Origin of the sequence: Halomonas sp. OfavH-34-E, from assembly GCF_024124525.1 — a bacterium.
Taxonomy (GTDB): Bacteria; Pseudomonadota; Gammaproteobacteria; order Pseudomonadales; family Halomonadaceae; genus Halomonas; species Halomonas litopenaei.
In genome coordinates this window covers 1-14,608 of record NZ_JAMXRY010000013.1, presented here as the reverse complement: position 1 = coordinate 14,608, position 14,608 = coordinate 1, and the positions used below count along the sequence as shown (strand labels likewise).

At 61.7% G+C, this 14,608-nt stretch carries 10 protein-coding genes; 2 read left to right on the top strand and 8 right to left on the bottom strand.

Annotated elements, in window-relative coordinates; translation table 11 throughout:
- Positions 1 to 342: 342 nt before the first annotated feature.
- Positions 343 to 1,155, bottom strand: a complete 813-nt coding sequence (locus NH448_RS07665; RefSeq protein ID WP_185696455.1) for a hypothetical protein — start codon at positions 1,153 to 1,155, stop codon at positions 343 to 345.
- Between the two features lie 231 nt (positions 1,156 to 1,386).
- Between NH448_RS07665 and NH448_RS07660 the strand changes: the two genes are divergently transcribed.
- Positions 1,387 to 8,655, top strand: a complete 7,269-nt coding sequence (locus NH448_RS07660; RefSeq protein WP_253028650.1) for an Ig-like domain-containing protein — start codon at positions 1,387 to 1,389, stop codon at positions 8,653 to 8,655.
- A gap of 94 nt (positions 8,656 to 8,749) precedes the next feature.
- Here NH448_RS07660 and NH448_RS07655 read toward each other — a convergent pair whose 3' ends face one another.
- Positions 8,750 to 9,841: a bifunctional nicotinamide-nucleotide adenylyltransferase/Nudix hydroxylase gene (locus NH448_RS07655; RefSeq protein ID WP_045994963.1), complete on the bottom strand. Its 1,092-nt coding sequence runs from the start codon at positions 9,839 to 9,841 to the stop codon at positions 8,750 to 8,752.
- Between the two features lie 245 nt (positions 9,842 to 10,086).
- On the opposite strand from NH448_RS07655, the gene NH448_RS07650 reads away from it, so the two are divergent.
- A complete protein-coding gene (locus NH448_RS07650; RefSeq protein ID WP_253028649.1) occupies positions 10,087 to 10,989 on the top strand; it encodes a YihY/virulence factor BrkB family protein in 903 nt (300 codons plus the stop codon).
- Positions 10,990 to 11,124: 135 nt separating this feature from the next.
- Here NH448_RS07650 and NH448_RS07645 read toward each other — a convergent pair whose 3' ends face one another.
- From NH448_RS07645 to NH448_RS07620, 6 genes are all read right to left on the bottom strand, one after another.
- A complete protein-coding gene (locus tag NH448_RS07645; RefSeq protein WP_253028648.1) occupies positions 11,125 to 11,376 on the bottom strand; it encodes an AlpA family phage regulatory protein in 252 nt (83 codons plus the stop codon).
- Positions 11,377 to 11,445: 69 nt separating this feature from the next.
- The gene (locus tag NH448_RS07640) at positions 11,446 to 11,829 is read right to left on the bottom strand and encodes a hypothetical protein (protein WP_253028647.1); all 384 of its coding nucleotides are present in this window, start codon (positions 11,827 to 11,829) and stop codon (positions 11,446 to 11,448) included.
- Complete coding sequence (locus NH448_RS07635; protein ID WP_253028646.1) at positions 11,822 to 12,067, bottom strand: hypothetical protein; 246 nt, start codon at positions 12,065 to 12,067, stop codon at positions 11,822 to 11,824. Before NH448_RS07635 ends, NH448_RS07640 begins: the two co-directional genes overlap by 8 nt.
- Positions 12,067 to 13,287, bottom strand: a complete 1,221-nt coding sequence (locus NH448_RS07630; RefSeq protein ID WP_253028645.1) for a dATP/dGTP pyrophosphohydrolase domain-containing protein — start codon at positions 13,285 to 13,287, stop codon at positions 12,067 to 12,069. The genes NH448_RS07635 and NH448_RS07630 overlap by 1 nt, the downstream gene beginning before the upstream one ends.
- The gene (locus NH448_RS07625; protein ID WP_253028644.1) at positions 13,280 to 13,702 is read right to left on the bottom strand and encodes a hypothetical protein; all 423 of its coding nucleotides are present in this window, start codon (positions 13,700 to 13,702) and stop codon (positions 13,280 to 13,282) included. Before NH448_RS07625 ends, NH448_RS07630 begins: the two co-directional genes overlap by 8 nt.
- Positions 13,699 to 14,283, bottom strand: coding sequence for a hypothetical protein (locus NH448_RS07620; RefSeq protein WP_253028643.1), 585 nt, complete (start codon positions 14,281 to 14,283; stop codon positions 13,699 to 13,701). Before NH448_RS07620 ends, NH448_RS07625 begins: the two co-directional genes overlap by 4 nt.
- Positions 14,284 to 14,608: the final 325 nt, after the last annotated feature.

Genomic DNA, 14,608 nt, shown 5'->3' with positions numbered 1-14,608 from the left:
CTGGCCGACGGTAACACAAAAACTTACTTTATCTCGTCCACTGTAGAGCAAATCAGCGATTTTACGTTCAACTTTGACACACCCATCGATCGTATTTATGGGATCGACCTGTGGAACAACGCGGGAAGTGTTTTGAATGATGCCCAGTCCATTGGGTCGATAGGTGAGATCAGGTTTTATAATTCTTCCGGTGACTTGATCTATTCAACCACTCGATATGCTGCTATTAACTCTGTCCCCGAAGGGGCGGCAGGTTGGCCACTTCATATGGATATACCAAAAGATATCCACGGCGTGGCTAGTATTCAGTTTTTCAATATTAAAGGTAGGGCGGGAGGCGGTTCAGGGATTGCGGTGACAGAAGTCGCATTCTTCGGCAGGATCGACAGTGACGGAGACGGCGTCGCTGATTCTGCTGACCTGGATAGCGACAACGATGGTATCACCGACAACATCGAGGCCCAGTCCTCCAAGGGGTATGTGGCGCCCAGCGGCATCGACAAGGACAAGGATGGCCTTGATGACGCCTACGATGCTGCCACCGCCAATGCCTCCGCTACGGCCAGCAAGGGCCTGGCGCCGGTCGATACCGATGGCGACAGCACGACAGACTATCTCGACAGCGATTCCGACGACGACGGCAAGCAGGATATCGCCGAGCGCGACGCCGGGGCCTGGTCCATCACAAGTGAAACCGATACCGATGGCGACGGTCTGCTCGACATCTTCGAGGGAGCGGATGCCAATGATGGCTATGACGCCAACGACGAGCTGATCAAGGACGGGAACTTTACCCTTCTCGATAGTGACAACGACGTCAGCGCGGATGGATCGGACGCTGTGCCGAGCGTAGCTGACTTTGACTATCGTGATAGCGCTCGTCTCGACCCGGATGGTGATGGCATCGATAACAGCGTCGATATCGATGATGATAATGATGGTATTATCGACGAAAATGAGTATGACTACAGTCGACCAAATATGGTGGGAAATGGCGGGTTTGCCGGTGGAGATACTTCCGGTTGGTATTACAGCACGCCACCCTATACTACTGACAATGGCAGCAAACCTAGCTGGTCTCATAGTTCTAAAAATTCTTCTCTGACGGGAGGGCTTTTTGATGAGATTAGTCCTGGTGAAAACGGTGGGAATCATAGCCTGGTAAATGCAGCGAATTATGAAGAGGTCTTTGTCTACAAATTTGGCAATGAGTTGTCTGAAGGTGATTATCGATATAGCTTCGATCTATCAAAAACGTTTTCAAGTGGTTCGGATCGCTATAATGTATTTATCTGGGATTTTGATGCGGGAAAGGTCTTCAAGACGCTGGCGTACGGTCTTATCGGCGATCTTCCAGGAAGTGGTATTTTCAAGACGTTTAGCGGTGTGTTTGATCTGAGCAAGGCCGGCAACTATGGCATCGTGATGAAGGTCGATCAGGACGGGGGCGCAGGAAACGGCGACTACGCCATGGATCGTGTGGCGTTTCAATATATTTCAAGGGATACCGATGGTGATGGTATCTGCGATGACAAGGATATCGACAGCGACAACGATGGCATCACCGATAACGTCGAGGCGCAGACGACCCAGGATTACATAGAACCTTCTGGCACCGATGTCGACAAGGACGGACTCGATGACGCCTACGACAAGGACACCAGCAATACCTCCGCTACGGCCAGCAAGGGGCTGACGCCGGTCGATACCGATAGGGACAGCACGGCCGACTATATCGATCGTGACTCCGACAACGACGGCAAGTTGGATATTGCCGAGCGCGATGATGGGGCCTCTTCCATTACGGATGCTACCGACACCGATCATGATGGCCTGCTGGATATCTTCGAGGGAACGAATGCCAACGATGGCTACGATGCAAACGATGAAAATGTCACGGAGAACGGTTTTACGTTGGCTGATTCCGACGACGATCTGCCGGCGGATGGCGACGGAGCAAAGCCACTTGTTGTCGATTTTGACTATCGCGAAAATGCTGTCTTGGATCGTGACGGCGATGGTATCATCGATACGGTTGATATCGATCAGGATAACGACGGAGTTATTGACGTTACCGAAGGAAAAGATACCTCTGTAGAAGAGAAATTCGACACGACCGATATCGCCAACGACAAGATACCGGATCTTGACTTTAACGGAACAAAGGTTGAGGTGACCTCAAATACCACCGAGGGTAGCCTCACCTATGGTCAAGAATCCGGAGCGGTGAACTTTGAATATTCTGAGAATAATGTGGCAACGGTCAGTCTGGCGACAGATGCCTTTGTGGACTTCGTTATCGACAGCAAGAACGTGCCCAATAGCAGGCAATTTGATAGGTATGATCAGCTTACCGTATCGAGCCCCGGTGCCTATATCGTGGTCTACGATCCCGACAATGTCTTGAATGTCGCCCAGGGAATTTATCTTAACTCGCTCACATTCAGCGTGAAAGGGCTGGGGAATCTGTACGGAGAGTCGTGGTCGGTAAGGGTCGTCGATGTAAAAACGGTGACCCTGAGCATGGGGTGGCATCCTGACTACAATGTGGTTGCCAATGTAGGGTCATGTGTCAGGATTGGTATCGGCGGATTGGCGAAGGACACTGACCGTGACAATATCGCCGATCACCTGGATATCGACAGTGACAATGATGGCATCACCGACAATGTCGAGGCGCAGACGACCCAGGATTATATAAAGCCCACTGGCACCGATGTCGACAAGGACGGACTCGATGACGCCTACGACAAGGACACCAGCAATATCACCGCTACGGCCAGCAAGGGGCTGACGCCGGTCGATACCGATGGCGACAACACCGTAGACTATCTCGACAGTGACTCCGACGACGACGGCAAGCTGGATATCGCCGAGCGCGACGATGGCGCAACGTCGGTCAGTGACAGCACCGATACCGACGGCGACGGGCTCCTCGACATCTTCGAGGGATCGGACGCCAACGATGGCTTTGATGCCAATGATGAGAACCTTGTTGACGGCAACTTTGCGCTCTCTGACAGCGACAACGATATCGCAGCAGATGGTAGCGACGCCTCACCCCCCGGCTTCGACCTGGACTATCGCGACAGCATCGGTCCGCCGACGGCGGTGGAAGACGCCGGGAAGACCAATGAGGACGTGGCGCTGGTGGTCACCAAGGATAAGGGCTTGTTGTCCAACGATACCCTGGCGGGGGCCACCGAAATCGCCTCGGCGGCCATCGACACCGACGGTGACGGCGTGGCCGATACCGCCCTGGTACTGGGGCAGGCCAATACCGTCAAGGACAGTGACGGCAATGTCACCGGCAAGCTGACGCTGGCCAAGGATGGCTCCTACCGGTTCGATCCTGTGGCGAACTTTTTCGGTGCACTGCCGATCATCAGCTACAGCCTGAAGGGACCCGGAGGCTACGCCAGTTCGACGCTTACGATTACGGTGACCGCCGTCAATGATGCCCCTGTGGTCACCAACGACAAGGGCGATGCCAAGGAAGACGAGACGCTGAGTGTCGACAAGAGCGAAGGACTTCTGGCCAATGACAGCGATGTCGAAGGGGATAGTCTGGTCATCTCCGGTTTCAGCGTGGCCGGCGTCACCGGCAGCTTCACCGCGGGTGAGGCAGCCAGCATCCCCGGCAAGGGGACGCTAACGCTCAACGCAGATGGCTCCTACAGCTTTACCCCGGCGCCCAACTACCACGGCAGTGTCCCGGAGATCACCTACACCGTCAGCGACGGCAAGGGCGGGACCTCCAGCGGGTCCCTGACCATTACGGTTGCCTCGGTGGAAGACAGCGTGTCACTTGGCGGCCTCGGGGATGGCAGCGACGGCAGCGATGGCAGCGTCAACGAATCGGCCTTGACCGGGGGCTCTGCCGCCGGCGGCAGTGGTAGTGTGCACACGGGCTCCTTTACCCTGGGGCCCGCCTCGAGCCTCGACAGCCTGACCATCGGTGTCACGATGATAACCCGGGCACAGCTGGAGGCCAGTGGCACCACCGCGATCACTATCACGGGTAGCTACGGTGAGCTGTCGATTAACGGCTATGACAGCGATACCGGGGTCGTGTCCTACCGCTACGTCCTGTCGTCGGTCGCCGATCATGGGTCGGATCCGGTCCTGGACAGCTTTACCATCGGCACCACCGACAGCGATGGCGACGAGACCTACAACGCAGGCACGCTGGCCATCCTGGTGGTCGATGACGTATCGACCGCCAAGGCAGACCAGGGCAGCGTCGACGAGGACGCCAGCGGCGGCAGTTCGCTGACGGGCAATGTCGTTTCCAATGACACCCTGGGGGCCGATGGGGCCGCCGACAGCGGTGCACTCAGCGCGGTCGGCAAGGGCGAGGCTGCGCCTTCGGGGCGTGTGGGCAGCAGCATTGCCGGTGACTACGGTAGCCTGGTGATGGACGCCAGTGGCAAGTACCTCTACACCCTGGACAACGCCAACGCTACGGTCAACGGCCTGCAGAAGGGGCAAACCCTCACCGAGACCTTTACCTATCAGATCACCGACGCTGACGGTGATACCAGCACGGCGACCCTGACCATCACCATCAAGGGCGCCAACGACGCCCCGACAGCGGAGGATATCACCGCCAAGTGTGCAGAGGACGGCGAGACCACGGGCACCATCGTCGGCGAGGACCCTGATGGTGACTCCTTGAGCTTTACCCTTGATGCTCAGCCCGAGGGGGGAACCGTCACCCTCGACGAGGACACCGGCGCCTTCACCTTCGTGCCGGACGCCAACGTCAACGGCGACATCACCTTCAGCGTCACGGTGGATGACGGCCACGGCGGCAAGACCCAGGTGGAGGTGACGGTCAAGATCAGTGCGGTCAATGATGTGCCGGTCGCGTCAGACGACAGCGCCAGCACAGCGGAGGACACACCCTTGATCGTTGGCAAGGACGAGGGCGTGCTGAGCAATGACAGCGATATCGATGGCGATGCCTTGTCGGTGGCAAGCTTCAGCGTCGAGGGGCTGACGGGCACTTTCACGGCGGGGGAAACCGCCACCATTGCCGGGGTGGGGACCCTGACCTTGAACGCCGATGGTTCCTACCGCTTCGATCCCGCGCTCAACTACCATGGCAGCGTACCCAAGGTGACCTATGTGCTCAGCGACGGGCACGTCAGCGACACCGCCACCCTCAGCATCACGGTCGATTCGGTCGACGATAGCGTGTCGGTGGGCGGGCTCGGTGATGGCGGGGACGGCGTCGACGGAGAGGTCAAGGAGTCAGGGTTGGTCGATGCCGACGGCACAGGACTGACCCACGACGGCACCTTTACGCTGGGTCCGGCGGACAGCCTGGCGAGCTTTACCCTGGGCAGTCGCAGCATCAGCCTTGCCGAGCTCGAGGCCAGCGCGTCGTCACCCATCGCGATCGAGGGCCGCTACGGCACCTTGACCATCGAAGGTTACGATCGCGCCACCGGTACGGTCAGCTACCGCTATCTGCTGACCTCAAACGCAGATCACGCCAACGAGCCGGTGAGCGACGACTTCATGATCAGCGTGACCGACGTGGAGGGTGAGGTCACCGCCAACGCCGGGACGCTGGTGATCGACATCGACGATGATAGTCCGAGTGCGACCGATGACAGCGGTACCGTCGACGAGGACGGTGCTGCCGGCGCCGGCAGCGTCTGGGCCAATGATCGTCCGGGTGCCGATGGTGCGGATGCCAATGGGGCGGTGGTTGGGGTTGGTGTTGAAGCCGGAAGTCTCGATGGGGCCACCGGCGTCCCGCTGGAAGGGAGCTACGGCAGCCTGATCCTCAACGCCGATGGCAGCTATAGCTATACGTTGGACAACACCAATGGCGAGGTGGACGAGCTCCAGGTCGGTGGGATATTAACCGAGAAGTTCCGCTATCAGATCCGCGACGCCGACGGCGATCTCGCCACCGCCACCTTGACGATCACCATTCGTGGCGCCAACGACGCGCCGGAGGCTTCTGCGGAAAAGGTGACCGCCAGCGAGGATACTCCGGTGGATGGCAAGATCATCGCCACCGACGTCGATGACGATGAGCTCACCTTCAGTCTGGATGCGCAGCCAGAGGGTGGCACCGTTACCCTCGATGAGGAAGGTAACTTCACCTTTACCCCGGATGCCAACTTCAACGGCGACACCAGCTTCACTGTCACCGTGACCGACCCTTCCGGTGCCACGGTCACGGTGGAGGTCGATGTCTCGGTGACCCCGGTCAATGACGCGCCGTCCGCCAAGAACGACCAGGCCACGATCGCCGAGGACACGCCTCTGACGGTCGCCGCCGAAGACGGCCTGCTGGCCAACGATAGCGATATCGAGGGCGATAGCCTCAGTGTTACGGGCTTCAGTGTCGATGGTATCGAGGGAACCTTCCTGGCAGGGCAGACCGCCGTCATCGAAGGCGTCGGCGAGCTGACCATCAGCGCCAATGGCAGCTACCGTTTCGTGCCGGCGCTGAACTACAACGGCGAGGTGCCACTGGTCACCTATACCGTCAGTGACGATGGGGGCGCGACCTCCGATGCGAGCCTGAGCATTTCGGTCACGGCGGTGGACGACAAGGTGACTGTCGGTGGGCTGGGGGATGGAGGCGGTGAGCCAGGAGGGGGCGATTCAGCAGGCGACGCCACCACCGATGGGTCGGTTGACGAGGCCGGTCTGACAGGAGGCAGCCACGAGGGCTTGGGCCTGAGCCACAGTGGCACCTTTACCCTCGGACCAGCCGACAGTCTGTCCAGCCTGACCCTGGGGGGAAGCACCATCAGCCTGGATCAGCTCAAGGACTGTGGTAGCCATCCCATCGAGGTGACCGGCGATCACGGCACCCTGGTGCTGCGCTACTACGACCCCGCCACCGGAGAGGTGAGCTATACCTACCATCTGGCCTCGAGGGCTGATCACTCCGGCGGCGCGGTCAACGACAGCTTCGCCATCGGCGTCACCGACGTGGAGGGAGAGACCACCGACAACATTGGCACCCTGGCCATCGCCATCATCGACGATGGTCCTGGCACCGGCAATGACCGCGGTGAGGTGAGCGAGGAAGGCTCAGAGCCGGGAAGCGACTGCAGCGGTAATGTCCTCCTCAATGACCACTATGGTGTCGATGGCGTTGCGGTGGATGGCGGGGTCACGGCGGTCGGGTCAGGTCAGTCATCGCCCGAGGGCGGCGTTGGCGAGCCGGTGGAGGGCCGTTACGGTAGCCTGGTGCTGAACGCGGACGGCAGCTATTCCTATACGCTGGACAACAGCAACCCGGTGGTGGACGCGCTCAAACCGGGGCAGACGCTCACCGAGACCTTCAGCTACACCATCACCGACAGCGATGGCAGTGTTTCCACCGCGACGCTGACGATCAGCGTTCTCGGCGCCAATGACGCCCCTGTCGCCAGCGTAGATCCCATCGTCACCACCGAGGATACCCCGGTCGAGGGGCGCGTCGTCGCCACCGACGTGGATAATGACGACCTGACCTTCCGTCTCGACCATCAACCGGACGGCGGCACCGTCACGCTCAATGAGGATGGCACCTTCACCTTTGTGCCCGACCCCGACGTCAGTGGCGATATCAGCTTCAGCGTGACCGTGACCGACGCCAGCGGTGCCACCACTACCGTGGTAGTCACCGTCTCGGTTGAGCCGGTCAATGACGTCCCTGTGGCCAGTGCCGATCCTATCGTCACCGGCAGCGGTGAAGCCGCCGCTGGTCAGGTGGTGGCATCGGACGTTGAAGGGGATGATCTCACCTTCGCGCTGGATGACGGTCCTCGACACGGTCAGTTTACCCTGAACCCGGATGGATCCTTCATCTATGTGCCGGAAGCAGGCTTCTTCGGCAGCGACAGCTTTGTCGTCGCGGTGTCGGACGGGCAGGGCGGTGTAACCTACGTGACCGTCTCGGTGACGGTGGAGCCCCTCGATAGCTTGTATATCGGTGACCGTGCGCCCGAAGTCCCGGCGCAGGATGTCGAGTCGGATGCTGAAGGGCCCTTGATGCATGCCGATGGCATGGTCGATGAGGTGGTCAATCAGTACGGAGGCCTTGGTGGCCTTGCCGATCTGTCTACCGATGGGGCAGTAAGAGCGGCGGTACACGGCATCTCGGCGCTGACCGACGCTGAAATGGAGGTGGTAAACAAGGATCAGCCGAGAGAATCCAGCGCCTGGAACTCCTCGATGCTGCAGGAAGCCAGATCGCTGGCTCATCCCGGTGAGGTGCGAGCGACGTCGTGGGCAAGCAGCGATGGCCGAGCGACGCTGGAGGCTCTGGTCGAGAACGAGCGGGCGTGGCTCACGCTGCCGGAAGGGCAACGCGACATCAAGGTGTCATTACCCGGGGGACGAGCCTTGCCGGACTGGATCCAGCGTCCCTCGATCGGTCAGCTGCTGATCGAACGGCCGGCGGCGCTGGAAAAGGTGACGCTGGATATCGATAGCCGAGGCGGTGAAGGGGAAGCACATCACTATCGCCTGGTGCTGGACCTGGACAAGGTTCGGCTGGAGGTGAGTGAAAGTGAGCCGTCGTCCCCTGTGGCCGCGCCAGGCTTCAGCGAGCAGCTCAGTAGGGCCCATCACCGGTCGAATGACCTGGACCCGAATCTGCTTGAGGCGCTGGCGCTGCTGACCGAGCACGATTGACGGTTAGCCGGGTCGGCACCGGCAGGAAACTTGGCGGACAGGGGGCTTCCCTTGTCCGCCATGTTGTTACCGCCGTTGGATCTTGCCGCGTGCCTCAGGAGCGTCGATCGGCAGGCAGCCCGAGAAAGTTCTGGATGATGAAGAAGTGATCCTCGAACAGGCTTTCCGGCTCGAGTTCCGCCAGGGGTACCCAGCGCGCATGGTCGCCACCCTTGACGGGTTTCAGCCTCGGCAGGTTCTGATCCGGTCGCAGGGCAAAGTAGAAGGCTTCGGCCAGGGTTCGCCCACGCCAGCTTCGGTGCGGCTCGTCGAATAGCCGTTGACCGCGTAGTGATCCCTTGAGCACCGGCTCCGGCACCTTCAGCCGAATGCGCTCGCGCAGCTCGCGCAGACAGGCGTCCATCAGTCGTTCCTGGGCGCTGATAAAGCCCCCGGGCAGGGCATAGAGTCCCTTGCCGGGCGCCGAGGTGCGCCGCACCAGCAGCACATGGCCCGACTGCACCACAACCGCACAGACGGTGACGAAGATCGGCGGGTAGGGCGCCTGGGCCCAGGCCGAGCGGTACTGATCGAGCAGTTGCTGTTCTTCCCCGAGCTGGCGGTAGGGCTTGCCGCTCATGAAGCGGCGGATATGTTCCACCACGCCCGGTGGAAGATCGTGGCTTGCGTTGGTGGAGAGATACTCTACCGCCGAGCCCTCGGAGCGAAATAGCCGTTCTCGAATCTGGCTGGCGGAGATCGCTTCGACCAGCGGTACGCTCACCGACTCCCACTGGGGGAAGAGTGACAGGTAGTAGCTCGACTGACCGCGGCTGGCGCCGATCAGCCCGATACGTGGTAACCGTGCGCTCTCGGGGTGGGCCAGATCGCGCACCTTGCGCTGGACGTCGTGCACCCAGACATCATCGTTGTAGAGCGCATCCAGCAGCGGCACGATTTCGAGGCGAGCGTTGTCGTCTTCGTCGAAGGCGCTGCGCAGCATCTGGCGGCGTTCGTCGAAACGCCAGGGGTTGCGCAGTGAGCGCGCCTGCCACGCGGAGCCTACCAGCACGATGACCTGTCTGGCCTGCTTGAGGGCCGCCCGAATCACCGCCAGATGGCCGAGGTGCGGGGGCTGAAAGCGTCCGATGAACACCAGGCAGTCGAACTCGGTCTGCGGCGGAGAGGTGGCCAGATCGGTGGGCATGGAGGGCTCCTGGAAAACGTCGCCGCCATTATGGTGGCGACGACTGGAAGGCGCAAACAGACCGGTGCAAACAGACAGGCTCCCGAGCTGGATAAATGAGGCTAGATGAAGGAGGCTCGATCACCCCGTCACGACGATCCGGTCGTGATGAACTGGCAGCATCAGGGCGTCGCGTTGGCGCATGTTCCTGCGTATACCGTCGGTGTTAGGTATGCTGAGGGCAACGATAATGACGAGGGAACGCCATGATCATTCAGTTTTTCGCCTTCTGGTGGGGAGTGCTGCGTCGCTCGGTGGCGTTGTGGCTGGAGCGCAACGCCTTCAGCTACGCCGGCTCGCTGGCGTTCTATACCCTGTTTTCGCTGGCGCCGACGGTAATCATCGCGGTGACGGTGATCGGTGTGGTGCTGGGCGAGGAGGCGGCACAGGGGCAAATCTTCGCCCAGTTGCAGGGCACCATGGGCCCCGAAGCGGCCACCGCCATCGAGCATGCCGTCGCCCAGTCGCGGATCCAGGAGTCCGGGCTGTTGCCGACGCTGCTGGGTTTTGCCGCCCTGGCGGTTGGTGCCACTACGGTGTTCGGCCAGATGCAGTTTTCGCTGAACACCATCTGGGGCGTCGCGGCACGCCCCAGCAGCAACAGCCTGTGGATCTTCGTCAAGAATCGCATGCTGTCACTGACGATCGTGCTGGCGATCGGCTTTATCCTGCTGGTGTCAGTGGGGCTCGGGGTGTTCGTCAGGGCGGCGCTGAAAGCCGCCGATGATGTGCTGCCCTACGTCAGCCTGCTGACACGAGGGGTGGAGCTGCTGGTGTCGATCGGCGTGATCGCCGCGCTCTTTGCCACCATCTTCAAGGTGTTGCCCGACGTGGTGCTGCGCTGGCGCGACGTCATCGTCGGTGCGGTTGTCACGGCCTTGCTGTTCTCGATAGGGCGTACCGGTATCGCGCTCTATCTGGCCTACAACGCGACTGCCTCGACCTACGGTGCGGCGGGGTCGGTGGTGGTGGTGTTGCTGTGGGTCTATTACTCGTCTCTCATTCTTCTGTTTGGTGCGGCGTTTACTCGCTGCCATCTCGAAGCCATGGGAAAGCCAATAATTCCAAGAAAAACAGCGGTTTTAGTAGATCGTAAGATTCAGGATTAGCGATAGGTAAGGGGCGTTGTATGGCACGGGAAATGGCGGTGAAAAATGGTCGCCATACACGACGCCATACAAGACGGGCGGGGCTGGGTGTGAGGGGAGGAGCTGCCCCCGCAGGAAGTCGGGGGCATGAGGGGCTTAGGCAGGGCGGCTTGTCAGCTGGCGTTGCATCCAGTCTTCGATCTCGGATTGGACCCAGCGGATGCTTCGCGGCCGGCCGCCGGACCAGCTCAGCACCACCGGTTTCGGGAAGGTAGGGTCATCCTTCCGCCGGCGTTGCAGTGTCGTGCTGGGGAGCCCGGTCTTCTCGATGACGTCTTTGGTGGTCAGGAACACCGGCTCGTTATGCTGGGCGCTCAGGCCCCCTTCCTGCTGGGCTGCTGCAGTCATTCTAGCCTCTCGATTGCCATACATGGTGGTCCGGCCGCCGGGCGGCCGGGCTCACATGGAGATTGATGGTTAGCGGTGGGTCTCGGGCTCGGGATTTTCCGTCGGACTGGGCACCGGCCCCGCCCACTCCAGCGGGCGCCAGGTGCCGTTTCGCATCAGGCGCTTCAGGCTCTTGATCTTCTCGGAGTCGCCATCCTCGGGGACATGGCCGCCCTCGAAGTCCCTGGCCCAGACGCCATCGCTCAGGTTTCGCGAAGCCGGGACCTGGAAGCGCAGCTCAGGCCCCATGGTGCCGTCTGGCTGGCGACGACCGCCGATGATGGCGCAGGCCATTACCGGACGGTTGAAGTTCCAGCCGCGGACCCAGTAGTAGGCTTCGCAGCCGAACTTGGCGCCCGCGGCCCTGACTTCTTCGAGCGTGGGCGGCTCGGCGCGCCATACAAGCTCAGGCATCGCTCTCCTCCTCGACGTCCTCGCGGATCAGCTCGGCGGCGCCGCCCGGGCGCCCCTCCTTGACGATGATCTCGCCGCCCGAGTAGCGGACCAGTACCGATTCCTCGCCCGCGATTTGGGCCAGCAGTCCAAATATCTCGCCGACGCGCTCCATGCCCATGTCGCTGAAACGGGCGCCCTCGATGCTCAGGGTAAGCACGGCGCGCTGGTCGCCGCTCTCGCTGGTGGTGGTCTCCATCACGCCTCCTCGCTCTGCCGGTTGTGTTCAATGGCCTTGTCGGGGTCCGCGGTTCGCCAATCCGGCCAGTCGCGCCCTTCGTTCTTGGTGAGCTTGGCGCCCAGCCCGGCCGCCACCTGCTCGGCGGTGTGGCCGGCGCGCCAGGCGCCATCCAGGGCCAGCGATGCCACGTCGATCCACTCCTCGAGGTCATACGGGGCGGCCTCGATCTCCTTGAGCTCCTTGCGGATATGATCGGTCAGGCCTTGGCAGCGACCTCCCGGGCCGAAGGCTCGCTTCGAGAAGGCGATCTGTCGGCGCATGTGCGCCACCAGGTCGTAGCCGGTTGCGTCACCGCCGCCGGTGGCCGCCCATGCCTTGGCCGCATCGCTGACGACGGGCAGCAGCGTGTAGTTGCACATGAAGGCGAATTCTTCGCTCCAGTTGTTGCCTTCGGCGTCGAATCCTTCCTCGTCCAGTTCACTCTCGTCGGGCCTGTCGACTCTATCGACCTGCCCGCTGATCTGGGTGGCGCGCCCGACGAATACCTGGTCGACCATCTCGTCCCATCCGGTGTCGCCGTCCAGCCAGCTGTCGATGAAGTCGGAGGCCTGCTCGACGGCTTCGGCCTCGGTACCGAAGGCCATCAGCCCCTGGTCGGGGCAGTAGGCGAACCACGGCTTGTCGTCGGTGACGTACCAGTCCGGCGCCTTGCCTTCCTCTGACGGCGCCAGGCGCTGAAGGCTGGTGCGCTCGCCGCGGGCGTGGATCATGGCCGCCAGGTTGAGCACGTCCACCGGGTCGCCCTTGGCAATGTGGTGGACCAGCATGCTGTTCAGGCGGGCAAGGCTGCAGGATTCCCAGCCGCCTCGGCCTTCGCGGCGCTTGGCGGCGAGCTTCTTGCGCATGTCCAGGGCGGCGGCCTCCACCATGGCGTCGTCGGCGTGCAGATCATGCGGCGTCAGGGCCTCCTGCAGCACGTCGACATACCACTCCAGGTACTTGTACTCGTAGACCTCGCCGGCCTGGCCGGGGCGCTCCTCCCACATGTCGGGCGCGCAGGCGAAGTCGATGGCCTCCTCCATGCGCCGGCTGCGCTCGATGAGGGCGTCCAGCGCTTCCAGAATCTGCTCATCCTTGCCCTGGTGGGGCTCCCCGGCCACGCCAAGGCGCTCCGCGACCATGCTCAGCATCCGGGCGCGGTCCTCGGCGTAGTCGGAAATGGCTTCAAGATCACTCATTGCCGTCTCCCTCGCTGTGGGGGTTGGTCTTCACTACATGGAAGAATCGCCGCTTGTTCTCAGGGCGCTCCATGGCCTCTTCGAGCACGTCGGCGCCAATCAGGTCGCCGGTGGCTGGGTCGGTAATTTCTCCTTTGGGGCGGATCCAGCCCCGGACATCGTTGATCACCGCGTAGAACAAAGTGCCTTTGATGGGAACGGCGACGTCGAAGTAGATCGCATGGCGCGCCCCAATGGAGACGCCTACGACATACCCATCAATGGCCTGCAGGCTCTCCGTGCGAGGGCTTTCTTCATCAAGCTGGATGAACAGGGTGCACTCATCACCAGGCCCCATGCTTGCTGGGATCTTGTGGTTAAGGGCGTCCGTATGAACTTCTTCGCGCGATAAAATCTGTCGGCCAAACCAGCTCATGATTGGCTCTCCTCGAACTCCTGAAGGGCAATACCCACGGTGGCGAGCTCCATCCCCGCCCGGGCACGCAGGTTCTCGATGACGTCGGCGTCGACGTTCATGTCGCGGTAGTCACGGGCCAGCTCCAGCAGCACGGCGGCCTTGCCCCTGGCGTCCGGCTCCTGGCCGCCGACCTTCTCCCGGGCAAGGCTCATGGCCGGGTAGCCGCGCAGCGCTTCGGCGGCAGCGTCATGGATGTCCATCAACGGCTGCAGCAGGGCGCTGCCGGGGTCGGGCCCCATCACGTCCTCGCCTGACAGCCGCTCGGCGACGCCAGCGGCCTCGGCGCCGGCATTGAATAGCGCCAGTCGCAGCTCTCGGCAGTGCGCCTTCAGGGCGCCCACTTCCTGGACGACCGGGTTCTTCGAGCACTGGCGGTCGTGCTCGACCAGCAGATGGTGGGCAGACTCGATCTCACCGACCTGGCGGACGTCGTAGATGACGGCCTCACCGCAGTAGATACACGACGCCGCGTGGTTGCCTTCGGCATCGCGCAGTCGCCTCAGCAGTTCGAGCACCACCTCGGGATTGGTGGCGGCCATGAAGCGCTCATTCTCCTCGGCATGCCTTCTCGGGACGTGATTGCTGTTCCTGCAGCCGCCTATTTCGGACCCGCCAATGCGCTTATCTGAGCCTTCAGGCGGGGCCGGGTAGATGCCGCCGTATGGCCCGCGCACCCACGGGCCTGGCGTGGCCGCCTTTGCGGCGGCCTCCAACGCTTCGATGTCGATATTCATGCTGTCTCCGATTGCTATCGGCCGCCTGGCAGCCAGGCGAGGGAGTGAAGGGTGGGGCGCCACTCGACGGCCTCGCCGCGGCGGCGCAGCTTGCGGGCGCGCTGGGCGCCGATCGGACGCCAGCCGGCGA

What these genes read in the sequence shown, in the direction of transcription:
- NH448_RS07655 (WP_045994963.1), bottom strand. Translation starts at nt 9,841, where the DNA reads ATGCCCACCGATCTGGCCACCTCTCCGCCGCAGACCGAGTTCGACTGC.
- NH448_RS07630 (WP_253028645.1), bottom strand. Translation starts at nt 13,287, where the DNA reads ATGAGTGATCTTGAAGCCATTTCCGACTACGCCGAGGACCGCGCCCGG.
- NH448_RS07640 (WP_253028647.1), bottom strand. Translation starts at nt 11,829, where the DNA reads ATGCCTGAGCTTGTATGGCGCGCCGAGCCGCCCACGCTCGAAGAAGTC.
- NH448_RS07650 (WP_253028649.1), top strand. Translation starts at nt 10,087, where the DNA reads ATGATCATTCAGTTTTTCGCCTTCTGGTGGGGAGTGCTGCGTCGCTCG.
- NH448_RS07645 (WP_253028648.1), bottom strand. Translation starts at nt 11,376, where the DNA reads ATGACTGCAGCAGCCCAGCAGGAAGGGGGCCTGAGCGCCCAGCATAAC.
- NH448_RS07625 (WP_253028644.1), bottom strand. Translation starts at nt 13,702, where the DNA reads ATGAGCTGGTTTGGCCGACAGATTTTATCGCGCGAAGAAGTTCATACG.
- NH448_RS07620 (WP_253028643.1), bottom strand. Translation starts at nt 14,283, where the DNA reads ATGGCCGCCACCAATCCCGAGGTGGTGCTCGAACTGCTGAGGCGACTG.
- NH448_RS07635 (WP_253028646.1), bottom strand. Translation starts at nt 12,067, where the DNA reads ATGGAGACCACCACCAGCGAGAGCGGCGACCAGCGCGCCGTGCTTACC.
- NH448_RS07665 (WP_185696455.1), bottom strand. Translation starts at nt 1,155, where the DNA reads ATGATTCCCACCGTTTTCACCAGGACTAATCTCATCAAAAAGCCCTCC.